This window comes from Pseudomonas sp. KK4 (assembly GCF_001984065.1).
Taxonomy (GTDB): domain Bacteria; phylum Pseudomonadota; class Gammaproteobacteria; order Pseudomonadales; family Pseudomonadaceae; genus Aquipseudomonas.
Genome location: NZ_LYVP01000082.1, coordinates 1 through 24,640, shown reverse-complemented (window position 1 = coordinate 24,640; position 24,640 = coordinate 1). Strand labels below are relative to the sequence as shown.

At 60.4% G+C, this 24,640-nt stretch carries 22 protein-coding genes, 1 tRNA gene and 1 pseudogene; 14 read left to right on the top strand and 10 right to left on the bottom strand.

Translation table 11 applies throughout. The features are described 5' to 3' along the window. Window positions 1-137 precede the first annotated feature (137 nt). The 3 genes from B0W55_RS21935 to B0W55_RS21925 are packed head-to-tail and all read left to right on the top strand — an operon-like array spanning window position 138 to window position 3,703. The gene (locus tag B0W55_RS21935; RefSeq protein WP_077048006.1) at window positions 138-797 is read left to right on the top strand and encodes a paraquat-inducible protein A; all 660 of its coding nucleotides are present in this window, start codon (window positions 138-140) and stop codon (window positions 795-797) included. Beyond that, the gene (locus B0W55_RS21930) at window positions 784-1,407 is read left to right on the top strand and encodes a paraquat-inducible protein A (protein WP_077048005.1); all 624 of its coding nucleotides are present in this window, start codon (window positions 784-786) and stop codon (window positions 1,405-1,407) included. The genes B0W55_RS21935 and B0W55_RS21930 overlap by 14 nt, the downstream gene beginning before the upstream one ends. Beyond that, window positions 1,400-3,703: a PqiB family protein gene (locus tag B0W55_RS21925; RefSeq protein ID WP_077048004.1), complete on the top strand. Its 2,304-nt coding sequence runs from the start codon at window positions 1,400-1,402 to the stop codon at window positions 3,701-3,703. Before B0W55_RS21930 ends, B0W55_RS21925 begins: the two co-directional genes overlap by 8 nt. Before the next feature lie 201 nt (window positions 3,704-3,904). Here B0W55_RS21925 and mksF read toward each other — a convergent pair whose 3' ends face one another. From mksF to mksB, 3 genes are read right to left on the bottom strand one after another with little or no spacing between them, the layout of a single operon-like run. Continuing rightward, the gene (mksF, locus tag B0W55_RS21920; protein WP_077048003.1) at window positions 3,905-6,745 is read right to left on the bottom strand and encodes an Mks condensin complex protein MksF; all 2,841 of its coding nucleotides are present in this window, start codon (window positions 6,743-6,745) and stop codon (window positions 3,905-3,907) included. Beyond that, window positions 6,742-7,443, bottom strand: coding sequence for an Mks condensin complex protein MksE (gene mksE, locus B0W55_RS21915; RefSeq protein ID WP_077048002.1), 702 nt, complete (start codon window positions 7,441-7,443; stop codon window positions 6,742-6,744). Before mksE ends, mksF begins: the two co-directional genes overlap by 4 nt. Then, the gene (mksB, locus tag B0W55_RS21910; protein WP_175645540.1) at window positions 7,433-8,713 is read right to left on the bottom strand and encodes an Mks condensin complex protein MksB; all 1,281 of its coding nucleotides are present in this window, start codon (window positions 8,711-8,713) and stop codon (window positions 7,433-7,435) included. The genes mksE and mksB overlap by 11 nt, the downstream gene beginning before the upstream one ends. Window positions 8,714-8,919: 206 nt before the next feature. Here mksB and B0W55_RS21905 point away from each other — a divergent pair, with 206 nt between their 5' ends. Beyond that, window positions 8,920-9,666, top strand: a complete 747-nt coding sequence (locus tag B0W55_RS21905) for an energy transducer TonB (RefSeq protein WP_077048000.1) — start codon at window positions 8,920-8,922, stop codon at window positions 9,664-9,666. After that, on the top strand, window positions 9,659-10,111 hold the full coding sequence (gene rimI, locus B0W55_RS21900; RefSeq protein WP_057398073.1) for a ribosomal protein S18-alanine N-acetyltransferase: 453 nt from the start codon (window positions 9,659-9,661) through the stop codon (window positions 10,109-10,111). Before B0W55_RS21905 ends, rimI begins: the two co-directional genes overlap by 8 nt. A gap of 107 nt (window positions 10,112-10,218) precedes the next feature. Here the strand turns inward: rimI and B0W55_RS21895 are convergent, their stop codons facing one another. After that, window positions 10,219-10,623: a serine kinase/phosphatase gene (locus tag B0W55_RS21895; protein WP_077047999.1), complete on the bottom strand. Its 405-nt coding sequence runs from the start codon at window positions 10,621-10,623 to the stop codon at window positions 10,219-10,221. Window positions 10,624-10,759: 136 nt separating this feature from the next. Here B0W55_RS21895 and can point away from each other — a divergent pair, with 136 nt between their 5' ends. Further along, complete coding sequence (gene can, locus B0W55_RS21890; RefSeq protein ID WP_077047998.1) at window positions 10,760-11,404, top strand: carbonate dehydratase; 645 nt, start codon at window positions 10,760-10,762, stop codon at window positions 11,402-11,404. A gap of 6 nt (window positions 11,405-11,410) precedes the next feature. Here can and B0W55_RS21885 read toward each other — a convergent pair whose 3' ends face one another. The 3 genes from B0W55_RS21885 to B0W55_RS21875 form a co-directional block, all read right to left on the bottom strand. Beyond that, window positions 11,411-11,935, bottom strand: a complete 525-nt coding sequence (locus B0W55_RS21885; protein WP_077047997.1) for an SET domain-containing protein-lysine N-methyltransferase — start codon at window positions 11,933-11,935, stop codon at window positions 11,411-11,413. A gap of 146 nt (window positions 11,936-12,081) precedes the next feature. After that, the gene (locus tag B0W55_RS21880; protein ID WP_077047996.1) at window positions 12,082-13,254 is read right to left on the bottom strand and encodes a hypothetical protein; all 1,173 of its coding nucleotides are present in this window, start codon (window positions 13,252-13,254) and stop codon (window positions 12,082-12,084) included. 150 nt (window positions 13,255-13,404) lie between these two features. Beyond that, complete coding sequence (locus tag B0W55_RS21875) at window positions 13,405-14,823, bottom strand: short-chain fatty acid transporter (protein WP_077047995.1); 1,419 nt, start codon at window positions 14,821-14,823, stop codon at window positions 13,405-13,407. A 199-nt stretch (window positions 14,824-15,022) separates the two neighbouring features. Between B0W55_RS21875 and B0W55_RS21870 the strand changes: the two genes are divergently transcribed. The 7 genes and pseudogenes from B0W55_RS21870 (at window position 15,023) to ddlA (ending at window position 20,523) form a co-directional block, all read left to right on the top strand. Further along, the gene (locus B0W55_RS21870; RefSeq protein WP_077047994.1) at window positions 15,023-16,336 is read left to right on the top strand and encodes an MFS transporter; all 1,314 of its coding nucleotides are present in this window, start codon (window positions 15,023-15,025) and stop codon (window positions 16,334-16,336) included. Window positions 16,337-16,416: 80 nt separating this feature from the next. Continuing rightward, window positions 16,417-17,241 (top strand): annotated as a pseudogene (locus B0W55_RS31665) (PAS domain-containing protein); the annotation flags it as partial. A gap of 84 nt (window positions 17,242-17,325) precedes the next feature. Next, window positions 17,326-17,781, top strand: a complete 456-nt coding sequence (locus tag B0W55_RS31660; RefSeq protein ID WP_371807288.1) for a methyl-accepting chemotaxis protein — start codon at window positions 17,326-17,328, stop codon at window positions 17,779-17,781. Window positions 17,782-17,903: 122 nt separating this feature from the next. Next, on the top strand, window positions 17,904-18,503 hold the full coding sequence (locus tag B0W55_RS21860; RefSeq protein WP_077047992.1) for a flavin reductase family protein: 600 nt from the start codon (window positions 17,904-17,906) through the stop codon (window positions 18,501-18,503). A gap of 104 nt (window positions 18,504-18,607) precedes the next feature. Further along, window positions 18,608-19,168, top strand: a complete 561-nt coding sequence (locus B0W55_RS21855; protein ID WP_077047991.1) for a DUF2975 domain-containing protein — start codon at window positions 18,608-18,610, stop codon at window positions 19,166-19,168. Window positions 19,169-19,175: 7 nt separating this feature from the next. Then, on the top strand, window positions 19,176-19,388 hold the full coding sequence (locus tag B0W55_RS21850) for a helix-turn-helix transcriptional regulator (RefSeq protein ID WP_077047990.1): 213 nt from the start codon (window positions 19,176-19,178) through the stop codon (window positions 19,386-19,388). A 40-nt stretch (window positions 19,389-19,428) separates the two neighbouring features. Beyond that, window positions 19,429-20,523, top strand: coding sequence for a D-alanine--D-alanine ligase (gene ddlA, locus B0W55_RS21845; protein WP_077047989.1), 1,095 nt, complete (start codon window positions 19,429-19,431; stop codon window positions 20,521-20,523). Window positions 20,524-20,627: 104 nt separating this feature from the next. Here ddlA and ggt read toward each other — a convergent pair whose 3' ends face one another. Then, on the bottom strand, window positions 20,628-22,472 hold the full coding sequence (gene ggt / locus B0W55_RS21840) for a gamma-glutamyltransferase (RefSeq protein ID WP_077047988.1): 1,845 nt from the start codon (window positions 22,470-22,472) through the stop codon (window positions 20,628-20,630). 165 nt (window positions 22,473-22,637) lie between these two features. On the opposite strand from ggt, the gene B0W55_RS21835 reads away from it, so the two are divergent. After that, window positions 22,638-23,741 (top strand): DUF2817 domain-containing protein, encoded by a 1,104-nt coding sequence (locus B0W55_RS21835; RefSeq protein ID WP_077047987.1) that lies wholly within the window; start codon window positions 22,638-22,640, stop codon window positions 23,739-23,741. 176 nt (window positions 23,742-23,917) lie between these two features. Here the strand turns inward: B0W55_RS21835 and B0W55_RS21830 are convergent. Together B0W55_RS21830 and B0W55_RS21825 are read right to left on the bottom strand one after the other, a co-directional pair. Continuing rightward, window positions 23,918-23,994 (bottom strand) — tRNA-Met (locus tag B0W55_RS21830). A 116-nt stretch (window positions 23,995-24,110) separates the two neighbouring features. Then, on the bottom strand, window positions 24,111-24,640 hold a 530-nt coding region (locus B0W55_RS21825; protein ID WP_256576371.1), incomplete at its 5' end, for a methyl-accepting chemotaxis protein.

Below are 24,640 nucleotides of genomic sequence, written 5' to 3'. Positions count from 1 at the left end.
AAACCCCAATTGCGAAAGCAGTTGGGGTTTTGTTTTGCGCGCTAGAAAAGCACGATGAGCCCACGCACAAAATTTGCGCAGTTATTTTCGGTTCAGGACACTAGAATAGGTCCAACTTTTTCGGAGTCAGAGCCTTTATGCCCGATCCGGTTGACGCCTCCGGGCTGTCAGAATTACCGCTGGACGATTTGGTGGCGTGCCATGAGTGCGACTTGTTGATGCGCAAACCCGAACTCGCCCATGGTGAGAAAGCCCTGTGCCCGCGCTGCGGCTACGAACTGTACGCCCATCGCTACAACGTCGTGCAGCGAAGTCTCGCCCTGGTGATTGCAGCACTCTTGTTGTTCGTCCCTGCGAACTTTTTACCCATCATGCAGCTCAATCTACTCGGACAGTCGTCGCAGGATACTGTCTGGAGTGGTGTTGTCGGCCTTTTCAACACCGACATGCGCGGCGTATCCGTAATTGTGTTCCTGTGCAGCATGGGTATCCCGCTACTCAAGTTGCTCTGCCAACTGGCCGTTCTGTTGAGCATTCGTTTCAATACCGGACGCAGTTACGGCTTGCTGCTTTACCGCATTTACCACCACTTGCGAGACTGGGGGATGCTCGAGGTCTATCTCATGGGCGTGCTGGTGGCGATCGTAAAGCTGGCCGATATGGCAGCCATGACCGTAGGTCTCGGGTTGGCTTGTTTCATCGGGTTGTTACTGGTTCAGGTGTGGCTTGAGGTCGTGATGTCACCTCATCAGATCTGGCAGGCGTTATCAGGAGAGGATGCCCATGCGGGCGATTGATGCAGGCATTCTGATTTGCACCGAATGCCATGAGTTGAACAAGCAGGAAGCTGATACCGATGAACAAACCTGCACACGCTGTGGAGCACTGGTTCATGCCCGCCGCCCCAACAGTCTCATAAGGACCTGGGCGCTGCTCATTACCGCCGCCATTCTCTACATCCCCGCCAACGTGCTGCCGATCATGACCGTCAGCTCACTGGGCAAGGGTGACCCCAGCACCATCATGTCCGGTGTGATTCAACTGGTTCAGCACGGCATGATTCCTATCGCAGCCGTGGTGTTCATCGCCAGTATCCTGGTACCCACCTTCAAGCTGGTAGGCATCGCGCTGCTGTTGTATTCGGTGCAACGCCGCCAGCCTCTCTCGGCCCGGCAGCGTATCTGGATGTATCGCTTCATCGAGTTCATCGGCCGTTGGTCAATGCTCGATATTTTTGTGATCGCCATTCTGGTGGCCGTCGTGAATTTCGGACGGCTTGCCAGTGTCGAAGCTGAGCTCGGTGCTATCGCTTTCGCCAGTGTGGTGATTTTGACAATGCTTGCTGCAGTAACTTTCGATCCCCGACTGATTTGGGATAACACGGAGTCGGACGACGACCATGACTGATTTGCCCATAGCTAAAACCCGACCGGCCTCGAACTGGTCGGCCATCTGGGTATTACCCCTGATCGCCTTGATTATCGGCGGTTGGCTCGGTTGGCGAGCCTACAACGAAACCGGCATTGAAATTCAGGTGCGTTTCGAAAGCGGTGAAGGCATTCAGGCCAACAAGACCGAAGTGGTCTACAAAGGCATGTCGGTCGGCAAGGTCAAAACCCTCAAGCTCGATGATGAAGGTGCCTCCAAGGGCGTGATCGCAACGGTCGAGATGAACAAGGATGTGGAACAGTACCTGCGAACCAGCACACGGTTCTGGCTGGTCAAGCCAAGCGTTACCCTGGCGGGTATCACCGGTCTTGAGACGTTGGTATCGGGCAACTACGTGGCAATTAGCCCAGGCGAAGGCGAGCCCACCCGCAAATTCAAGGCGTTGGCCGAAGAGCCCCCACTGTCCGATGCGCAACCCGGCCTGCACCTGACCATCAAGGCCGATCGCCTGGGCTCGCTCAACCGCGGCAGCCCGGTGTTCTACAAGCAGATCAAGGTGGGTCAGGTCAAAAGCTACCTGCTGTCCGAAGACCAGAGCACGGTCGAGCTCAAGGTGTTCATCGAACCGACCTACGCCAAGCTGGTACGCAAACATACGCGCTTCTGGAACGCCAGCGGCATCAGCATCGATGCCAACCTGTCCGGGGTGAAAGTACGCAGTGAATCCCTGGCCAGCATTGTCGCCGGCGGCATTGCATTCGCCACCCCGGAAAACCGCAAGGACAGCCCGCCCACTGATCCGAGTCTGCCATTCCGTTTGTACGAAGACTTCGATGCAGCGGCGGCCGGCATCAAGGTCAAGGTCAAGCTCAGCGACTTCGAAGGCCTGCAGGCCGGTCGTACGCCGGTGATGTACAAAGGCATTCAAGTAGGCACGCTCAAGGCGCTCAAGGTCGATTCCGATCTGTCCGCCGCCACTGCCGAATTGACCCTGGATCCGCTGGCCGAGGATTACCTGGTCGATGGCACTCAATTCTGGGTGGTCAAACCTTCGATCTCCCTCGCCGGTATCACAGGTCTGGAAGCGTTGGTCAAAGGCAACTACATCGCCGTGCGTCCCGGGGACAAAGGGGCGGCGCCGCAACGTGAGTTCGTCGCACGGCCCAAGGCGCCACCGCTGGATCTGCGTTCGCCGGGCCTGCACCTTGTGTTGTTCACCGACAATCTGGGATCCCTGGAAGTCGGCAGCCCGATTCTGTACAAGCAGGTCAAGGTCGGCTCGGTTCAGAGCTATCAGTTTTCGCGAAAGAAAAACCAGTTGGTGATCGGTGTCCACATCGAGAAGGAATACGAAAACCTGGTCAATGCCTCGACACGTTTCTGGAATGCCAGTGGCATTACACTGACGGGAGGGCTGACCGGCGGCATTCAGGTCAAGAGTGAGTCGTTGCAAAGCCTGATGGCCGGCGGTATTGCCTTTGAAACCCCGCGAGCCAATGCGCCGCTGCAGAAACGAATTCCGCGTTTTCGCCTGTTCGCCAACCGTGAAGACGCCAATCAGAGAGGCGCGTTGATCACCATCAAGGTCGACCGCGCCGATGGCTTGCGCGCGGGCACGCCCGTTCGCTTCAAAGGCCTGGATGTCGGCAAGATCGAGAACGTTGATCTCAGCGAGGACCTGCAATCGGTCCTGCTCACGGCGCGCATCACTGAGGTGCCCGAGCGCATTGCGCGGGTCGGCAGTCAGTTCTGGGTGGTCAAGCCGGAGCTGGGCCTGATCAAGACGGCCAACCTCGAGACACTGGTCACCGGGCAATACGTTGAGGTGCAGCCAGCAGCGAAAAACCTCGGTCCGCAGAAGAATTTCGTTGCTCTGCCAGCAGCTCCGGAAACTGCAAAACAGGAGGCCGGACTGAGCCTGGTGCTGAGTGCAGCCCGCCGTGGTTCGTTGAAGCCCGGAGTGCCGGTGACCTACCGCGAAATTACCGTGGGCAAGGTGACGGGTTATGAGTTGGGGCAGACTGCGGACCGCGTGCTGATCCACATCCTGATCGAACCGAAGTACGCGCCATTGGTACGCAGCGGCACCCGCTTCTGGAACACCAGCGGTTTTGACTTTGACGTAGGTCTGTTCAAAGGCGCGACGATGCGGACCGAGTCGCTGGAAACCATGATTCAGGGCGGTGTTGCCTTTGCTACGCCGGACGGTGATCGGATGGGCGGTGCGGCACATCCCGAGCAGACGTTCCCGCTGTTCGACAAGTTCGAGGATGAATGGCTGACCTGGGCGCCGAAGATTTCGCTCGGCAAGTGATTTGCAGAGGACTTCTTCGGGTTCAAGCCCGCTCCCACAGGCTGCTGTTGGAGGGCACAAATACGCCTCACACCAGAGATCCTTGTGGGAGCGGGCTTGCTCGCGAAAGGGCCCAGAAGCTCACCGCAAAACCTGAACAACACCGACAAAAAAGGCCGCGATCCATTGGACCGCGGCCTTTTTGCATTCAGCTAAAGCCAATCAAACCGCATCCATCTCCGGCTCATTCGTCTCGGCATTGGCCGTCACCTTCACCTGATCATGACGCCGGATGTACTTCCAGTCCGCTTCGTCGATGTAGATGCCGGCGGGACCGCTGCCGCCCTCCAGGTCGATGGCGACACTGGCACAGACCTGGGGCTTCACACTCGCCAGAATCGGCACGAAGCCCAATTGCAGACTGGTCTCCAGCAGCGCAGCCTGGTTCTTTTCATCGATGTCCGCCGCCTCGTCGAGGTAGTACGGCAAGCGTACGCGTCCGGCCAGGTCGCGATCCATCAAGTGCAACAACAAGTACATGTTGGTCAGCGCCTTGATGGTCATGGTGGTGCCGTTGGAGGCGGCGCCGTCGATGTCGGTGTGGATCACCGGCTGACCGTTGACCTTGGTGATCTCGAACGCCAGTTCGAACAAGTCCTTCAGGCCAAGCTGGTTGTGGTTGGCGGCCACCAGGCGTGCCAGGTATTCCTTCGCTTCTTCGTTCTTGTTGTCCTGTTCGGCGCTCTGGCTCAGGTCGAACACCGACAGCGTCTCGCCTTCTTCGTACTGGCCGGCGCTGTGGATGATCTGGTCGATGTGCTTGAGCGCTTCCTTGTTGGGCGCCAGCACGATACGGAAGCTTTGCAGGTTGGAGACCTGACGCTTGTTGATCTCACGGTTGAACAGCGCCAGTTGGTGTTCGAGGCTGTCATAGTCGCTGCGGATGTTGCGCAGGGTCCGGGCGATGTCGGTGACGGCCGCGCGGCGGGCCTTGCCCAGGGTCAGGGCTTCGTCGGTGCGGTGTGCGTAAGCGTTGATCAGCAGTTGCAGGCGACGCTCCATATCGTCTTCGCTGTCGAACTTGGCCACGCCCTTGAGGCGCACCTGTGCGTAAAGCGCTTCGATCTGGCCATCGGCACGCAACAGGCCTTGCCAACTGTCCTGATAGTCATTGAGCAGCGGCAGCAGGTTGTCCATGGAATCGTCGACCGGGTCCATGAACGGCGTGCCGAACGGCAGGTCCGCCGGCAACAACTGACGGCGGCGCAAGGCGTCGTCGAGGGTACGTTGTTTGGCTTCCATGTCGGCGATCTGCCGGCCGACCAGTTGCAGCTTGGCCGACAATTGCTGGACGCGTTCGGTGAAGGCATCGCTGGAGCGCTTGAGTTCCTCCTGCGCGGCTTCCATTTGTGCCAGTTGCTCCAGCTTGTCGCCTTCCTCGGCACTCAGGGTCTGGGCGCGACGGAAATCCTCCAAGGCTTTCTGCGCATCCAATACTTGCTGGTACAGCGCTTCGGTCTGGGTCTTGCTCGCGGCGCGGTCGGCGGCCACAGCTTGTTGGGTTTTCAGCTGCTTGAGTTCTTTTTCCAGACGTTCCTTCTGGTCGCGCAAAGCCGCGCGATCGGCCAGGGCTTGCAGCGCCGGCGGTTCGATGTGCGACAGGTCGATGGACAGGCCTGGCACTTCGAAACGCTCGCCCTTGAAGCCGTCGAGAATCAACTCCACGGATTTGACCCAGTCGCCGTTGTCGTCCAGGGCGATGCCATGCTCACCCAGCGGCAGGCTGAACAGCGCGCTGTTGAACAGACGCATCAGGCGCTCGACATCCTGCTGCGAGAACTCTTCGCGCAGGCGGGCATAGCTGTTGTTGTCGGCATGATCGAGTTGCTGCTTGACCGACTTCAAGCGTTTCTCCAGATCCCGCAGGCGCTCGTCCAGGTCCTCGGCCGAGAACTGCCGCGACTGCGCCAGTGCACCGGCCAGCTCATCGTGGGCGTCCTTGGCGGCGAGCAGTTGTTGCTCGAGCACCTTGACGTCATCGACCAGCGCGAAGCGATGCTTGAGCACCGACAACTCGCCGAGCCAGCGCTGGATACCGGTGATTTCCCGCTCCAGACGCATCAGTTCCTGGGTACCGCCACGTTGATCGTTTTGCAGGTCGTCCTGCTCGCGGCGGTAGTGTTCGGCCTGGATGGTCAGCTCTTCCTTGCGGGCGCTGGCGTAGTCCGACCAGGTGCCCAGCAACGAATCGAGCAACGGCGACAGGCGATGCAACTTGCCGCGCAATACATCACGCTGTTTAACGCCGTTGGCCAGCGCTTCGACCAACGGGCCGGCAGCGACCAGCGAGTTGTAGTCCTGCTCCATGCGTCGTACATCGCGGAAAGCTTCTTCGCACGCGGCGATGTAATCCACGCTACCGGAACGCAGGCTGTGTTCGAAGGCATCGAGGAAGAGCTGCTTGAGTTTGGCTGCGGTGATTTCCCGCATGTGCAGCAGGTTGATGAACAGCGCACGGAACGTCTTCAGACTCTGTTCGCTGGTCGAGCGCAGCGGGATCAGGGTCAGGTCCAGCGGGATCGAGGTGTGACCACCGACCAGCAGACGGCGCAGTTCATCCGGCTTGAGTTCATAGGCTTTCAGGCCTTCGCGCTCAAGGTTGGTGAACAGCTCTTTCTGGCGCAGGCAAGTGTCGTTCTTCTGGTAGTGGGCCAGGTCCAGTTTGCCGGCATAGGCAAAGAACTGGTGACCGAAACCACCACCCGGGCCGCGACCGACCACGCCGATCACATGCGGACCGTGGGGCAGCGAGACTTCCACCAGGATGTAACTGGTGTCCGAGGCAAAGTAGAAACGCCGGGATTGTTCCAGGCTGTACTTGCCGAAGCTCATGTCCGACATGCGCGCCAGGATCGGGAACTGCAGGGCGTTGATCGAAGCGGATTTGCCCAGGTTGTTCGCACCGTAGACCGACAGCGGTTCTTCCAGCGGGAACAAGCCCAGGCTGTAGCCGGCGGTGTTCAAAAGGGCAAAGCGGCGGATGCCGTAGCGTTCCTTGCTCATGCGTCGAGCTCCTGTTCTTCGGCGATGGCGCGGGCCAGGGCGTCTTCTTCGCTTTCATCGGCAAACTCCGCCAAGTCCAGCGGGTCGTCGGTGTGCAGCAGTTTTTCGTCGCTGTCTTCGTCGATCAAAACCGGCGCCGGCAGCGGCAAGACGCTGTGCAGGCTGGCCGCCAGGTCACGGTCTTGTTGCACCGACAGGCAGACGTCGAGGAAGCGGTGCATCGGCGGCAGGAAGCGGTAGACGCCGTTTTCTTCACTGGCAAAACCGAGCTGGGTCATGCGGCGCATGATTTTTTCTTCAAGCTCTTCGACCGTCTGCACTTCGGCCTGGATGAACAGGTCGCGGTACTTTTCCAGCAGCGAAGGCAGCTCATCGCGGCCAAGGCTGCCGCCATCGAGCACGGCGATCGGGTCGCGACCCTGGTCGGCCAGGTGCTCAACCAGAATGAAGGTGAACAAGGCCAGGCGCTGAGCGGTCTTGTTCACCGCCGCAGCGGCCAGGTCTGGGACGAAGTAATAGAAGCCGCGCGTATCACAGACCAGTTCAAAGCCCAGGGCCTTGAACAGCGTGCGGTATTGGTCTTGAAAGTTCGACAGTTGGGCGTACAGCTCCGGGTCGCGGCGACTGACGTGGTAACCCTTGAACAGCTCGCGAAAGATCGGCGCCAGCTGGGACAGTTCGGATAGATCAAGATGCATGGGGGGTGCTCGCAGAATTCTCGGCGGCTTCAGGGGCGGCCGAGAGCAGGGCGAAGGAGCGCAGGCTGACCTGATGCTCGTGTGTGTGGTAGTCGCGACGTTCCAGACGCTCGCGCTTGAAGCGTTTTTCCCGGGACAGGCGTGAAAACCAGTACAGCAATTCGTCGGTAGCGCCGTCCGGTTCCTGCTCCAGCAGCCAGGTCATCAGGTCCGGCATCGGCAGGGCATCTTCGCAGCGGTCGAGCATCTCCCGAACCGTGCGCGGTGCACGCGGTGCATCGCCACCCTTGTGGCTCTTGTGGGCCTTGGGGAAACGCGCCGGTTTCGGTTCGAAGCGCGCCAGGGCATAAACGTAGGCCTCGACCTGACTGGCGCTGCCCAGGAAGGTGCTTTGCGGCCGGGTGAACATCGGCATGGCCGCTTGCGGCACGGCATCGATGCCCTTGCGGCGGATCATCGACAGCGCCAGTGCTGCGCCACGGGTCACGGCGTTGTGCCGGCGCGCTTCTTCACGCAGCGGCAGCAGCAGTTCACGGGCGTGACGCAGGGTGAGCTGGGCGCTGGTCTGCATTTCGAGGATGCGCGCGTGGGTGCGCAGCAGCATGTCGTCGTCGACCAGATGGCCGAGGCGCTGCTGCTCGGTGAGCATCTTGAGCAAGACGTTTTCGACCTTGCGCACGCCCTGTTCGAAGGCGCCGTCGGCGTTCACCAACTGGATCATCGGTTCGACGTACTCATCCCAGGTCGCCAGCACCTCGGCATAGCGCTGACGCAGCGGGATCTGCCGATCACTGGTCTTGGCCCGTTCAGCGACGGCCACCAGGGCCTGTTCGTCGTTCGCCAGTTTCTTCAGGACGTCGCGTACGCGCATGTCGAGCAGGCGCAACTGGCGCGCGAGGTCGTTGCCGTCACGGATGTCGAAGGCGTCCTGGATATAACCGGCCAGACGCTCGAGGTGGCGCAGGTAGGCTTCGATCTCCAGGCACAGGCCCAGACGGTGCTCACGGCGCAGGTAGGCGAGGAAGTCATGGATCTGCGCGTTGAGCTCGAACCGGTTCGGGCTTTTGGCCACGGGTACCAGGATGTCGAGGCGAATCCACACGTCCAGCAGGCTGGTGATGTCCTGGGGCGTACTGTCCAGTTGTTGGGCGGCCAGTTGCGTGCGCAATTCGTTGAGGCTCAGGGTGCCCTGGTCGAAGTGCTCGCAAAGAGGCTCTAGCAGGGCCCAGTGTTCAGCGAGGGCGCGCAAGACGCGCTTGGGTTCGATCATCGGAATGGCCGGCTGGTTGGCAATTAAAAGCGGCGATTGTACTGCATCGCAGGCGTTGCGATTCACTCTCGGGACAGAGTGCTGGTTTTCTATCGATCAACAGCGGGCGATCTTGAGCGAAGGGCGGTAGAATCTCTGCACTTTAGTTATCCACAAGTGGCTGACCTTTGCTTATCGAGTCCCGTCGCCGCGCCTATCTGAGCGCCATGCAGGTGGTCAACTGGCTGCCGCGCACCGAATTGCCCTTTGCTGCACCGTCGCGGCCCGAATTGCTGGCGCAGCCGGAACCGGTTGTCGTTGCACCGGTTGCGCCGGCTCCTGTGGTTGAAGCGCCGGTCGCACCCGTGGCCAAGCCCGCCGAACGGGCGAAGATCGAGGTACCGCGTCCGTCGCTGGCGAGCACGCGCACCGGCGCCAAACCGGTGGAAGAGGTAGATGAGGCACCGGTCGTCGCCAAGGTCGCCCCCGTGCCGCCACCACGTTTCGCCCTGCAGTTGCTGCGCGCCGGACGCTGCCTGCTGCTGGTGGAGTTACCCACAGGCGAAGCCTTCCAGAGCCGCGATCCGGCGTACTTGTTGCTCAAGGACATGTTGCGCGCCGCCGGTCTGCCCGACAGTCCGCAGATCGTCGGCGAGCCGGTGCGCTGGCCGCTCCTGGTGCGTGGAACCATGGATCAGGGCCCGGAGGCAGCCCGTGACTTCGTGCAGGGTTTCCTCAGTGCCCGTCTCGAAGAGGCGCCCTGCGTCTGCCTCTGGCTGATCGGCCTGCCGGCGGTGCGCTTTGCCGGCGAGGCGAATGCCGAGTCCTACAACCGCGAACTCCAGATCGAAGGCCTGGGTTCAGTCTGGGCCCTGCCGGGCCTGGAATTATTAATGGAAGAGCCACAGCGTAAGGCTGATGTCTGGCAAGCCATGCGTCGGCTGATGGCGCGCTGGAAAGAATCGAATGAGTGATGCCGTATCGTTTCGCCCAATGACCGAGGCGGATCTGGAAGCCGTTCTGAAAATCGAATACGCCGCCTACAGCCATCCCTGGACCCGAGGCATTTTCCTCGATGGCCTGGGCAAGTATCAGATCTGGCTGATGTTCGAGGGGCAGCAACAGGTCGGTCACGGCGTGGTGCAGATCATCCTCGACGAAGCCCATCTGCTGAACATCACCGTCAAACCGGAAAACCAGGGCCGTGGCCTGGGGCTGACGCTTTTGGAGCATTTGATGTCGATCGCCTGCAAGGCCGATGCCCGGGAGTGTTTCCTGGAAGTGCGCGACAGCAATACCGCAGCCTTCAAGCTGTATGAGCGCTATGGCTTCAATGAAATTGGCCGGCGCCGGGATTACTACCCAGCGGTGGGCGGTCGTGAGGATGCGGTGGTGATGGCCTGTACCCTGGTGGATTAACGGCCGTTAGAAGCTTCGCGAGCAAGCCGCTCCCACAATGGATTGGCGCACACCGGCCCAATGTGGGAGCGGGCTTGCTCGCGAAGGCGTCCTCTCAGACACAGAAATCAGCGTTTTCTGTCCAGCGGATCACGCCGCGCCAATTCCGCCTCATCCAGCCCGTTACCCCCGCCGATATCGTCCTCAGCGACAATACTCAAGTCCCAATCCGCCTGATTGCTTTCAACGGCTTCACGGGCATCCCGCGCACCGTCCTCGTGAATCAGGGTTTCCGGGCTCAGGTCATCATCGGTCGGCTCGTGATCGTCGGTGGAGGCACCGGTCAAGCCGGCTTCTCGCACCCGCTCCCTGGGCATCAATTGCTCACGTTCACGCTCAGACAACTCGTCACCGATCTTCGCGCTGGGTCGTTCGTCGTCGAAATCCAGCTCGTGCACCGAACCCATGCGGTCTTCGTTATCATCGATGGGCACCGGTTGCACTGCATCATATGGGCGTCGTGAATCAGTCATGGCTTATCCTCATGCAGTGGGCATTATTAGGGTGGACTCACCCGACACACGAGAATTCCAAACAGTTGCGATCCTTAGGTGACCCCGACGAGCGGTTGTCTGTCAAAGCAGCGAATCATTCTTGAGGCTTCCCAGCATGCACGACTTACAAGACCTGATTGATAACAACGAGCGTTGGGCTGACGCGATCACCAAGAAAGATCCGGATTTCTTCGCGAAACTGGCTCGCCAGCAGACGCCTGAATATCTGTGGATCGGCTGCTCCGATGCGCGGGTACCGGCCAACGAGATCGTGGGCATGTTGCCCGGCGATCTGTTCGTGCACCGCAACGTGGCCAACGTGGTGCTGCACACTGACCTCAACTGCCTGTCGGTGATCCAGTACGCGGTCGACGTGCTCAAGGTCAAACACATCCTCGTCACCGGCCACTATGGCTGCGGCGGTGTGCGCGCCTCGATGCAGGATCGTCAGTTCGGCCTGATCGATGGCTGGCTGCGTTCGATTCGCGACCTGTATTACGACAAGCGCGAGGAGCTCGCCAAGCTGCCTACCGAAGAAGAACGGGTCGACCGCATGTGTGAGCTCAACGTGATCCAGCAGGTGGCCAACGTCGGTCACACCAGCATCGTGCAGAACGCCTGGCATCGCGGACAGAGCCTGTCGATTCATGGCTGCATCTACGGCATCAAGGACGGCCGCTGGAAAAGCCTGAATGCCACCATCAGTGGTTTCGAGCAACTGCCGCCGCAGTACCGCCTGCGTCCGTTCCAGCCGCTGTAAGCCCCTTCAAAGAAGACCGTGCCGACGCCAGTGTTGCAAAAACAACTGGCCGTCGGCATTTGGCGTCTCCTGATAACCGGTGATCCAGCCCCGGCAATTGTATGAACCGCATCGGCAGGCGAACTGGCGCAGCAGTTTGTCTTCAGTGGCGGCATAGTCTATCGTCAGCCACTCGCCTTTGCGAATGTCCTTCAACGCCCATAACCACAGCTCACTCAAGTCGAGAAAGACGTTGGGATCGCAAGAGTGCCTGAGCAATCCGCAAAAGCGCGGGTCGTAGACATGCACGCCGGGCGCCAGTTGGCGCGTATGTCGGCAGCGATAGGGCAGCAAATGGCCGGAGACCCGGCAAACTCGGCTGATACGTGGAAATTCGCGAAGTGCCGCGGCGGCCATGGGCTTGCCCGCCCGGTTATTGAGAATTTCGAAGTCGGCCAGGGAAGGGAACCCTAGCTGAAGAGGTAACTCGGCAAAGGGATACACGCCCGTTGGGGGTGGCGCGAGAGCGTTGCGCGATGCAATGGCTTTCATAACGGTCCCTGTTGGCTGGGGGCTGCGACCACCATCCGCTGACGATCCTGTCAGCGCTGCAGCACATGGGTGTTCGATCCCAGCCTCTCGCAGATAGAACGGGCGGTCTACTGTCACAAATGACAGTGGACCGCCCGTTCATCGTTTTATAGCCCCGGCGCAGGGAGCGTGGTGGCCGGTGCCGGCGCCTTGAGCTGCTTGAGCTGTGGTGCGATTGTCGCGCTCGCGCATCGGCCTGCGGCCTGGGCCGGCGTCAGGTTGCGGATCGAGGTGTAGAACAGCGCGCAGGTCTTTTCCTTGTCGGCCACTTGCCAGGTTTGCGTACAGCTTTTGAGCTCGACGTCAGGATTGCTGTCTGGTTGGCGGCCCATCGCAGCCTGCCAGCAGGCGACACTCAAATCCTGACCCATGACCTTCAGGCCCGCCGTATCAGCCTTGGCCTGGGCATCCTTGCCCGTGTAGTTGGCCGGGTCGGAGGCGTACCAGATGTAGCTTGGGTGGTTGGAACCCAACACTGGCACCTTAACCGCGTCGGTCGGGCTGATGTACACCAGGCTCAACACATTCACGGTCGGCCCGTACTGTTGCTTGACCCAGTTGCGCACCGGGGTACCGAAAGCCACCATCGGCAACGCCTCGCCAGCGGCATTGAGGCTGATGTTCTTGACCATGGTGGTCTGATAATCCTTGAAGTAGTCGTAGACGCCTTCCAGGTCTTTGCCGGCGTTGGACGGCGCGGCAATCGGGGCGATATCGATGATCGTCTGGAAACCCGGCGTCTGCTCGGCCGGGATGCCGGTCTCGGTCAGCAGGGTCGCCCAGCGATCGGTCGTGGCAGAGCGCAGATAATCCTGGGCCTGGGTCAACGAATAATCGGGCGGAAAGTGCAGCAGTTCTACGCTTCTGCGGTTTTCCAGGGCCATGCCCAACGGCAGGAACAGGTACCAGCTATAGGCCCACTTGCCGTCGGCATTCAGCTTGCTGGCGCCGTTGTAGGCCAGGTCACCGGCATCGAGCAGGGCCGCCAAGGGTTTTTCATAGGTCTTGGGGACACCGGTGATTTCCGCATGCAGCTGACCGTTATCGCTTTTGACCAGAACCTTCGCCTCGTTGTAGCCGTCGCGTTGCACGCTTTGGGTCAGGTAATGCTCGACAGTCTGTTCCAGCGTCCAGTTGCGAAAGCAGATCACATTGCAATTGTTGGGATAGGCAAACAGGCGGGTAACGCGTTCGGTGCTGCCCAGTTTGAGGCCGACATCGGCGTGGGCGGCGGCACTCAGGGTGAGAGCCGCGAGGGTAAGTCCTGCGAGTTTCAGCATGCTCAGATCCTTTTCAGCGTGTGGGCCCGTTAATGGGGTTCTACGTACTGAAAAGATAGCAACTGGTCTGAAGGTGATCAGAAAAGTTCACGGCATTGTTCAATGTGGGAGCGAGCCTGCTCGCGAAAGCAGGCTAACGTCTACCAGAGGTTACGGCATCACCGGCGGCATATATGCCAGCGTCGTCCCCAGCGCCCACAGCAGCACCAGCACCAGCGGTGTGTGCACCAGCAACTGAACGAACGAGAACCCGATCAGGTCTCGCGCCTTCAACCCCAGTACACCCAGCAGCGGCAGCATGTAGAACGGGTTGATCAGGTTGGGCAGGGCTTCGGCGGCGTTATAGATTTGCACGGCCCAGCCCAGGTGGTAGTTCAGGTCGGTGGCCACTTGCATCACGTACGGCGCTTCGATGATCCACTTGCCGCCGCCGGACGGGATGAAGAAACCGAGGATCGCCGAGTACACGCCCATCAGCAGCGCATAGGTGTCGTGGGAAGCGATGCTGACGAAAAAGGTCGAGATGTGGTGGGCCAGAGTCTGCGCATCGGCACCCTTGACCGTGGTCATCAATGCGGCGATCGAGCCGTACAGCGGGAACTGGATCAGTACGCCGGTGGTGGTTGGCACCGCGCGCGCCACGGCATCGAGGAAGCTGCGCGGACGCCAGTGCAGCAGGGCGCCGAGCATGATGAACAGGAAGTTATAGGTATTGAGGCCGGAAATTGCGCTGATCGCCGGTTTGGTCGAGAACTCGTGGAACAGCCAGCCTGCGGCCAGCAGCACCAGCAGAATGATCAGCAGCGGACTGTGCTCCAGCCATTCGCCCGGACGGGTACGCGGTTGCAGGGGCGGCAGGTTGAAACTCGGGTCGACGCCGCAGTCCTTGGCGTCCCGTGCCGAATTCGGGCCAGGCGCGGTGGCGTAGGCAATGATGATCGAGACGATGATCAGTGCCAGCAGCATGGCGCCGGACTGCCAGAGGAAGATCGTCTGGGTGAATGGAATTACCCCGGTAATCGATAGAATCGACGGAGGAAGACTCGCCGGGTTGGCCTGCAACTGGGCCGCAGACGACGACAGGCCCAGCGCCCACACCGCGCCAAGGCCCAGGTAAGCAGCGGCACCGGCCGCGCGGTAATCCATTTTCAGGTCGGTACGACGGGCGAGGGCGCGCACCAGCAATCCGCCGAACACCAGCGACAGGCCCCAGTTGAGCAGCGAGGCGACCATGGAGATCAACGCGACCCAGGCCACGGCCGAGCGTCCATTTTTCGGCAGTTTCGCCAGTCGATCGATCAACTTGACCGCCGGTGGGGAACTGGCCACCACATAACCACCGATCACCACGAACGCCATTTGCATGGTGAACGGGATTAGGCTCCAGAACCCGTCACCGAAGGCCATCGCGGCATCGGTCGGTTTGGCCCCCATGGCCATGGTGGCCAGGGCAACGATGATCACCGCCAGGGCGGCAAACACCCAGGAGTCAGGGAACCAGCGTTCGGCAAAACTGGAGCAGCGCAAGGCAAAGCGGGCGGAGCGGCTATCTTCGAGATCAGCGGCCACGGGGAACACCTCTAATTTTTATGTTTGTAGTGGTCTAGGAGCAGTAAAGCCCCGCTGGACAGGCGCGTACAGTAAATCAAGGCGAAGTTTTTTGCGGGGCTGTTTTGCGCCTATGGGACTTTGGTCTAACGGGTTGTTCGCAGCCGCGTTTGCGTAGACCATGGGCGCCTTGGTTTTTGCCTGTGCCAGAGTTCTTTTCATGACTGCCAACACCGATTCGCGCCCGGCGCCTTTTCGCCGCTCCGATTACAAGACCCTGGGGCTCGCGGCCCTGGGCGGGGCGCTGGAAATCTACGATTTCATCATCTTCGTCTTCTTCGCCCTGACCTTGAGCCAGTTGTTCTTCCCGCCGCAAATGCCCGAGTGGCTGCGACTGTTGCAAAGCTTCGGCATCTTCGTCACCGGTTACCTGGCGCGGCCGCTGGGCGGCATCCTGATGGCGCATTTCGCCGATCGATTGGGGCGCAAGCGGGTGTTCAGCCTGAGCATCCTGATGATGGCGCTGCCTTGCCTGTTGATCGGCGTCATGCCCACCTACGCGCAGATCGGCTATTTCGCACCGCTGCTGCTGTTGCTGTTGCGCGTCCTGCAAGGCGCGGCGGTGGGCGGTGAAGTGCCCAGTGCCTGGGTATTCGTCGCCGAGCATGCGCCGGCGGGCCATCGCGGTTACGCCCTGGGCTTTTTGCAGGCCGGGCTGACGTTTGGCTATCTGCTCGGGGCCTTGACCGCAACCTTTCTGGCCCAGGCCTTCACCCCGGCGCAGATTCTCGATTACGCCTGGCGTTACCCGTTCCTGCTGGGGGGCGTGTTCGGTGTGATTGGCGTCTGGCTGCGTCGCTGGCTCAGTGAAACTCCGGTGTTCATGGCCATGCAGGCTCGCCGTGAAGAGCAGGTGGAACTGCCACTGCGTGCAGTCCTGCGCGAGCATCGGCTGGCCATGCTGCCGGCGATGATCCTCACCTGTGTGCTGACCTCGGCGGTGGTGGTGTTCGTGGTCATCACCCCGACCATGATGCAGAAAACCTTTGGCATGACCGCCAGCCACACCTTCGCCCTGAGCGCCCTGGGCATCGTGTTCCTGAACATCGGCTGCGTGCTTGCGGGGTTGCTGGTCGATCGCATCGGCGCCTGGCGCACGGTCATGTTCTACAGCTTGTTGCTGCCAGTGGGCATCGGTGTGCTCTACACCTGTCTGATCCATGGCGGCGACTGGGTCGGGCTGGCTTATTCGATTGCAGGCCTGGGGTGTGGAGTGGTCGGCGCCGTCCCATCGGTGATGGTCAGCCTGTTTCCGGCACGAATTCGCGTTTCGGGCATCTCCTTTACCTACAACATTGCCTACGCCGCATGGGCGAGCATCACACCGCTGTTGTTGATCGGTCTGATGCCGTGGAGCCCGTGGATCTGCGTAATGTTTTGCGCAGTGATGGGGGCGGTGGGTGTGGGCAGCGCGGGGTATTTCGGTTCGCGCCTGCCGAAAACCGGCAGTTGTTCGGTCGCCGGCGCGGTGTAACGGAAGGGGGCAGTCGGCCTGCCCCGATTTTTTTTGTAGGACAAGGCTCAAGCGCACTTCAGAAAAGTCCTGCAAAGCCGATGGCTAGGCTGCATATCGCTTTGTACCAGCCCATCGGTGAGTCCCCCATGTTCAATAAACGCTTGAAGCAGGAGCTGTCGGCTCTTCGCGAAGAACTTTCCAGCCTTCAGCAAGTGAAGGAAAGTCTGGAAAGCGAGATGCTGGTGCTGACCCTCGATACCGATGGGCGAGTGCAGTCGGTCAACCAGAACTTCCTTGCAGAGATGCACTACAAGAGCAGCGATATGCTCGGTCGGCACATCGAAGAGTTCGTGCCGGATCATGTGAAAACCGATGAATTCCACAAGCGGTTCCAGAGCGCCTTGGCCCGGGGCGAGCACTTCGCCGGGGCTGTGCGGCTGTTGCGCGGCAGCGGGGAAGAAGCCTGGTTGCGCTCAATCGTGCAGCCGGTGCGTTCGGCAGACGGGCGAATCAGAAATTTCTCGATTTTCTCCAGTGACCTGACCCGCACCATCGAAGCCTCCCGCGAGCATGAAAATCTGATCGGTGCGCTGGTGCGCTCGACGGCGGTGATCGAATTCGACCTCAATGGCCACGTACTTGCCGCCAACGAACGCTTTCTCTCCGGCATGGGCTACAGCCTGGCGCAGATCAAGGGCAAACATCACCGCATCTTCTGCTTCCCCGAAGACGCCAACAGCGCCGAATACCAGAACTTCTGGCGCCGCCTGAACGCGGGCGAATACGTGGCCGACCGATTCAAGCGTATCGACAGCCATGGTCGTACAGTCTGGCTGGAGGCGTCCTACAACCCCGTGGTCGATGCCAACGAAAAACTCTACAAAGTGGTGAAGTTCGCCACCGTTATCACCGACCAGGTCAATCAAGAACAAGCGGTCGCCGATGCGGCGAACATTGCCTACAGCACCTCGCAACAAACCGACCAAAGCGCACAGCGCGGCAACGCGGTGGTGACCCAGGCCGTCAACGTGATGCGCGACCTGGCCAAGCACATGCAAACCGCTGGCGATGGCATCGAAGCCCTGAACGAACAGTCGCTGGTGATTGGCACCATCGTCAAAACCATCAGCGGCATTGCCGAACAGACCAATTTGCTGGCGCTGAACGCGGCCATCGAAGCCGCCCGCGCCGGCGAGCAGGGACGAGGTTTCGCCGTGGTGGCAGACGAGGTCCGGCAACTGGCTTCGCGCACCAGCCAGGCCACCGATGAAATTGTGCTGGTGGTGCGGCAGAACCAGGACATGGCGCGCAACGCCGTGGCCCTGATGACCGATGGCAAGCTTCAGGCCGAGCAAGGGCTGGCATTGGCAGCAGAAGCCGGCACGGTCATCGTGGAGATCCAGGATGGTGCGCAGAAAGTGGTCAATGCGGTGGGACAGTTTGCCAATCAACTGGCGACTTGAACCCGACTGATCCACGGCCCGAGATCGCAGGCTTGCGGCAGCTACAGGGGCTGTCGCAGCCTGCGATCTTTTCATTTGTGATCCCGCTACAATCGGCTCTTTTCCCCCAGGAGCAGACTTCCATGAGCGAGTCCCACCGCCGTTCGGTCCCGTTGCCCAAAGCCTATCGTTTGCTCAACCACGGGCCGACCGTGCTGGTCAGCGCAGCCCATGGCGGCGAGCGCAATATCATGGCGGCCGCCTGGGCCATGCCGCTGGATTTCGAACCGCCGAAAATCGCCGTGGTGCTGGACAAGTCCACCTGGACACGCCAACTGCTCGAAGCGGCCGGCACCTTCGTGCTCAACGTCCCCTGCGCCGCCCAGGCCGATATCGTCCAGACCGTCGGCTCAACTTCCGGCCTGGCGCTGAACCGTGAACTCGGGCGTGACAAGTTCCAGGTCTATGGCCTGCCGACCTTCCCGGCCGAGTTGATCGAAGCGCCAATGCTCGAAGGCTGCGTCGCCTGGCTGGAGTGTCGTCTGCTGCCAGAGCCTGACAACCACCAGCAATACGACCTGTTTCTTGCCGAAGTGATTGCCGCCCAGGCCGACGAGCGCGTGTTCAGCGACGGGCGTTGGCACTTCGAAGGGCAGGACGCGTTGCGCACTCTGCATCACGTGGCTGGCGGACATTTCCTGAAGATTGGCGATCCGGTGGACGGCAGGACCTTGGATATGTAAGTGACTGAAAGGGGTTATTTAATGTATTGCAATAATAAATTATTGTTAATTGATAATTTTTGCGACTAGCCTTCTCCTCACATTCATTGTTGTGAGGCTCTGCCATGACTCCTGTTCGTCTTGCTCAAGTCAGCCATCGGATGGCGGCTGTGACGTTGGTATTGATTGTTGCGATGTTGATGCTTAACACGCTGTCGTGGCTGTTCCCTTCACTGGCCTCCAGAGAAGGCTGGGGGTTGGCCTTTGCACTGACCGATCGGCAACTGTCCGACAGAATCGCCATGGCGCAGCTGTTTCCCTGGTGGAAAACCCTGGGCGGTATTTTGTTGTCGAGTGTCCCTCTGATGGCACTGACGATTGGCCTGGGGCATTTGCGCAAACTGTTTCTGAGTTATGCGTCCGGTGACTATTTTTCCAGTGAGGCGGCGCTGCATATGGGCAAGGTCGGGAAAGCGGTCGCGTTCTGGGTGTTACTCGACTTCTTGTGCGAACCGATGCTCAGTCTCTGGATGACCATGAACGAGCCGGTCGGTGAGCGGCTGTTCACCGTGAGTTTCACAGCGGCGACTCTGGTTGCCTTGTTCCTGGCCGCCTGTGTTTCGATCATCGCGCATATCTTGCGGCGGGCTACTGAAGTGGCCGCTGAAAATCGCACATTCATTTGAGGTTTTTATGTCGATTGTCATTCAGTTGGATGTAATGCTCGCGCTGCGTAAAGTCAAATCCAAGGACCTCGCGGCCGCCATCGGCATTACCGAGGCAAACCTTTCATTGTTGAAGCAAGGTAAGGTCAAAGGCCTGCGATTAGCCACGCTGGATGCAATATGCAAATACTTGAACTGCCAGCCAGGTGACTTGTTGATCCATGTCTGCGAAGTCGAGTGAAAGTCGATGCTTATGAAAGCTGCCATAACGAGGTCGGACAATGCGTAAATTGCGTGTAGGAATTATCTTTGGCGGCCGCTCGGCAGAGCATGAAGTGTCGCTGCAGTCGGCGAAAAACATCGTCGATGCCCTGGATCGTTCGCGTTTTGAACCGGTGCTGATCGGCATCGACAAACAGGGCCATTGGCACCTCAACGACCCGTCGAACTTCCTGCTGAACCAGGAGAATCCGGCGTTGATCGCCCTTAACCAGTCCAACCGCGAGTTAGCGGTGGTGCCGGGGAAGGCGAGCCAGCAACTGGTGGAAACCTCCAGCCAGGAGCTGTTGGGACACGTCGATGTCATTTTCCCCATCGTCCACGGCACCCTCGGCGAAGACGGTTGCCTGCAAGGTCTGCTGCGCATGGCGGACCTGCCGTTCGTGGGCTCCGATGTCCTGGGTTCAGCCGTCTGCATGGACAAGGACTTCAGCAAGCGCTTGTTGCGCGATGCCGGGCTCGCGGTCACACCGTTCGTGACGCTTACGCGCAGGACCGCTTCACGCGTCGGTTTTGCCGAGGTCTCAAGCCAGCTCGGTTTGCCATTGTTCGTCAAACCGGCGAACCAGGGGTCTTCCGTGGGCGTGAGCAAGGTCACCGATGAGGCCCAATACACAGCGGCGCTCGAGATGGCATTGGGATTCGATGAGAAAGTGCTGGTCGAGTCAGCGGTCAGTGGCCGCGAGATCGAATGCGCGGTGCTCGGCAATGACAACGCCATCGCCAGTGGGTGCGGCGAGATCGTGGTCAGCAGCGGCTTTTATTCCTACGACAGCAAGTACATCGACGAAAACGCGGCGCGCGTGGTGGTCCCGGCCGATATCAGCGTGGAGGCCAGCGAGCGCATCCGCGCGATGGCGGTAGAGGCGTTCGAGGTGCTGGGTTGTTCCGGGCTGGCGCGAGTCGACGTGTTCCTGACCGACAGCGGCGAGGTGCTGATCAACGAAATCAACTCGCTGCCAGGCTTCACCCGGATCAGCATGTACCCGAAACTCTGGCAGGCAGCGGGAATGACCTACAGCGAACTGGTCACGCGGCTGATCGAACTGGCGCTGGAGAGACACAAGGCACGACGGGCGCTGAAGATCAGCCGTTAGTGCACTGCGACATCCGCCTGTCGGCCCGTAAGTGCCTGGATCATGAGTCACTCCTTTTAACGGGCCTACCTTCCGGTAAGCCCTTTCGCGCGTTCGCGCAAGACTCAATCCCCCAACGCTTCCCCCTCACGTCGAGGGTCGGCCCCGCCTGCCAGCGATGCTTTGCCCTGGGCATCCTTGACACGGACGATCGCCTGAGTACCGCTGGTCATGTCGATTTCACTGACGTTATGACCTTTTGCCTTCAGCGCCTGGATCAGTGCCGGGCTGAACTGTCCCCGTTCCAGTTCGGTGGGACCGTTGCGGCTGCCGAAATTGGGCAGGTTGATGGCTGTTTGTGCATCGAGGTTCCAGTCGAGCAGGCCGATGGTGGTCTTGGCGACGTATTCGATGATTTGCGAGCCGCCGGGGGAGCCGACGCTGGCGACGAATTCACCGCTGTGGCGGTCGAAGATCAAGGTTGGCGCCATAGACGAGCGCGGGCGCTTGCCGGGTTCGACGCGGTTGGCGACTTTTTTTCCGTTCTCTTCAGGGATGAACGAAAAATCGGTCATCTCGTTATTGAGCAGAAAACCCTGAACCATCAGATGTGAGCCGAATGCCGATTCGATGGTGGTGGTCATGGAGACGGCGCCGCCTTGGTCATCGACGGCCACCACTTGCGACGTGGAGATGCGCAAAGGTGAACGGTCCTTGGCGAAAGCGACCTCGATGCCCGGCGGCGTACCCGGTTCGGCGCTGCCCATGCTGCGATCGCCGATCAGTGCGGCGCGGCTGGCCAGGTAGCCGGGGTCTACAAGGCCTTTGACCGGCACCGGCACAAAATCCGTATCGGCCACGTATTGGGCGCGGTCGGCATAAGCCAGGCGCTCGGCTTCGGAGATCAGGTGCACGGCCTCGGGAGTGGGTTCGATGCCGGCAGGGGCGTTGGTCTTGAGCGGTTTCATCGGTGCCAGGGCCAGGCGTTCATCACGGGTTTCCAGGGCCTGGAGTGTGCCGAGGATCTGCGCCACGGCGATCCCGCCCGAGGACGGCGGCGGCATGCCACAGACCTGCCAGCGTTTGTAGTCCGTGCACAACGGCGCGCGCTCCTTGGCGCTGTAATTTTGCAGATCGTTGAGCGAGAGGCTGCCCGGGTTGGCATGGCCCTGAACCTTGGTCACGATTTCCTCGGCGACAGCGCCTTTGTACAGCGCATCAGGTCCTTCCTTGGCGATGCGCTGGAACAGGCTGGCCAGTGCCGGGTTTTTCAGGCGCGTGCCGACGGCTTTCGGGCTGCCGTCGGCATTGAGGAAGTACGCCGCCATGTCAGGTGAATTGCGCAACTTTGAATCCGAGGCGATCAACAGGTGCAGGCGGGGTGAGAGGGCAAAACCTTGCTCGGCGAGCTGGATGGCCGGTTCGAATAACTGGGCCCAGGGCAAGCGTCCGTGTTTTTTGTGCGCCAGTTCAAGGGCGCGCAGCACCCCCGGCGTTCCCACGGAGCGACCGCCGATCTGCGCCTGGGTAAACCCCATCGGCTGCCCGTCGGCTTGCAGGAACAGCTTCTCGGTGGCGCCGGCCGGTGCGCTTTCTCGGCCATCGTAAGTGCGAACCGATTTGCCATCCCACAGCACGATCAACGCGCCGCCGCCGATGCCGGAGGATTGCGGCTCGACCAGCGTCAGCACGGCCTGCATCGCAATGGCCGCATCGATCGCTGAACCGCCACGACGCAGCATCTCCCGCCCGGCTTCGGCGGCCAGCGGGTTGGCGGCGGCAGCCATGTGTTTCGAGGCGTGGCGGGTTTGCAGGTCGGTGCGGAACCCGGAAGCGCTTTCCGGTGCGAGTGGTAGCGTTGAATTCGAAGACGAGGAGGGTGGGGCGTTGCAGGCGGCCAATGTCAGAGCCGTGGCGATCAGCGCCATCGCGGGTAGACGACGGCGATACAAGGGGGTGGCTGGAAACATGCGCGGGAGGCTCGTCCTTGGGAAGGGTCAGAGGACTGTATCGACCGTTTGGAAGCGACGCAAACCGCGTCCTACGACAACGACGCTTTTATCCTTCATCCATGGGCGGAATTTCTGTAGGGTCGTTACCCATAGCCAGGTTAGAAAAATCAACAAGAGGCAAGCATGCACACCCAGTTCCCCACCCAGCCAAGCTACCGCGGCCAGCGAGAGCAATTCATCGAGGCGTCCACCGCCGCCGGGGCGACGCTGACCGAGTACCCTCATCCTCTCAAGGGGCCGTTTGGCGAGTCCTTGAGTACCGATGTGGCGGTTCTCGGCGATCCCGGCGCCAAACGGTTGCTGGTGGCGCTCAGCGGGACCCACGGCGTCGAAGGCTTTTATGGCTCGGGCTGTCAGATCAAATGGCTGCAGGATTTGAGCCGGCGCTCACTGCCGGCGGATGTCGCCGTGGTGATGATCCATTCGATCAATCCATGGGGCATGGCGTGGTTGCGTCGGGTCAATGAAGACAACCTCGATCTGAACCGCAACCACCTCAATTTCGACGGGCCATTGCCGGACAACCAGGCTTATGACTCGCTGCACGAAGTTTATGCATGCCCGGTGTTGCAAGGTCCCGAGCGGGATCGCGCGGATGCCCTGCTGGATGAGCAGATCCGCCAGCATGGCTGGTCAGCCGTCATGTCGATCGTCGAAGGCGGGCAGCACCGGCATGCCGATGGCCTGTTCTATGGTGGATCGGCGCCGAGCTGGTCGAATCGCACGTTGCACCGGATCATGCAAGAACACCTGAGCCATGCCGACGTGGCCATGTGTTTCGACTTGCACACCGGTGCAGGGGAATACGGTCATCCGATGTTGCTGACCATCACCGAATCCGCATACCAGGCATTGCCCGACGCCCAGGCCATTTATGGTCCGTGGCTGTACACCTTGCATACCGGTGCCGGCGCGGTCAGCGAGACCGGCGTGGCGGCGACCGCCACCGGCTACACCTCTCAAGCCCTGATCAACTCATTGCCGCAGGTGCGGTTGATGCCGTTTGTCATCGAATGCGGGACGTATCCAGGGCCGGATGTGCATCGGTATCTGCGCGATGACCATTGGCTGCATCTGTATGGCAATCCGAGCGATGCGATGGGGCGCGACATCAAATTGAATCTGCTTGAGCAGTTCTATCCGGCAGATAGCGATTGGCAAGCGATGGTGTGGCTGCGGACCTGGCAGATATGGGAGCGGGCGCTGGCGGCGTTGCCGACCCTATAGGAGCGAAGCTTGCTCGCGATGGCCGTCAACGAAGACGCGTGTTTGTTGACTGAGCACGGCGCTCTTGAGTCCATCGCGAGCAAGCAATGCTCCCGCAAACACCTCGCGCCAACGAGCGATGCTTTTCTCGAGGCATAAAAAAACGGCCTACCTTTCGGTAAGCCGTTTTTAGTACTTGGTGGCTACACAGGGACTTGAACCCCGGACCCCAGCATTATGAATGCTATGCTCTAACCAACTGAGCTATGTAGCCAAGTGGCGCGCATTATTCACCGGTAATGCAGATGCGTCAAGCGTAAATCTAAAATATTTCTCTACACTTTCAACCGCTTATCCTTGCGAGCCGAAAAAGCGGCCCGGGGGAGGGCGTCAATTGAGCTGGAATCTGCCGGTATTGGCGCTCAGGGCCTTGCTGCCCTGACTCAGGGTGTCCGCTGCCAGGTTCACCGCCCGCGCGCCTTCGAGCAAGCGAAGCGCCGCCTGATCGACTTGCTGGATGTTGCCGCTGACTTCATCGGCGGTGCTCGCCTGTTCGTCGACGGCCGTGGCGATCTGCGCCAGGGTGTCAGTGACGCCCTGTACAGCGCTGGCAATTTCGCCCAGACGCTCACCCAGGCCGGTGACGGCTTGCGCATCGGACTGGGCCTGGCCGCAGGCAGCTTCCATCAGGCTGACCGCTTCATTCACCGTACTGCGCAGACTGTCCACCGTCCCGGCGATCTGTGCGGTAGAGGACTGGGTGCGCTGCGACAAGCTGCGCACCTCATCGGCGACCACGGCAAAGCCGCGCCCCTGTTCGCCTGCGCGCGCGGCCTCGATGGCGGCATTGAGGGCCAGCAGGTTGGTCTGCTCGGCGACGCCGCGAATCGTGTCGACCACCAATTGAATCTGCTGCCCTT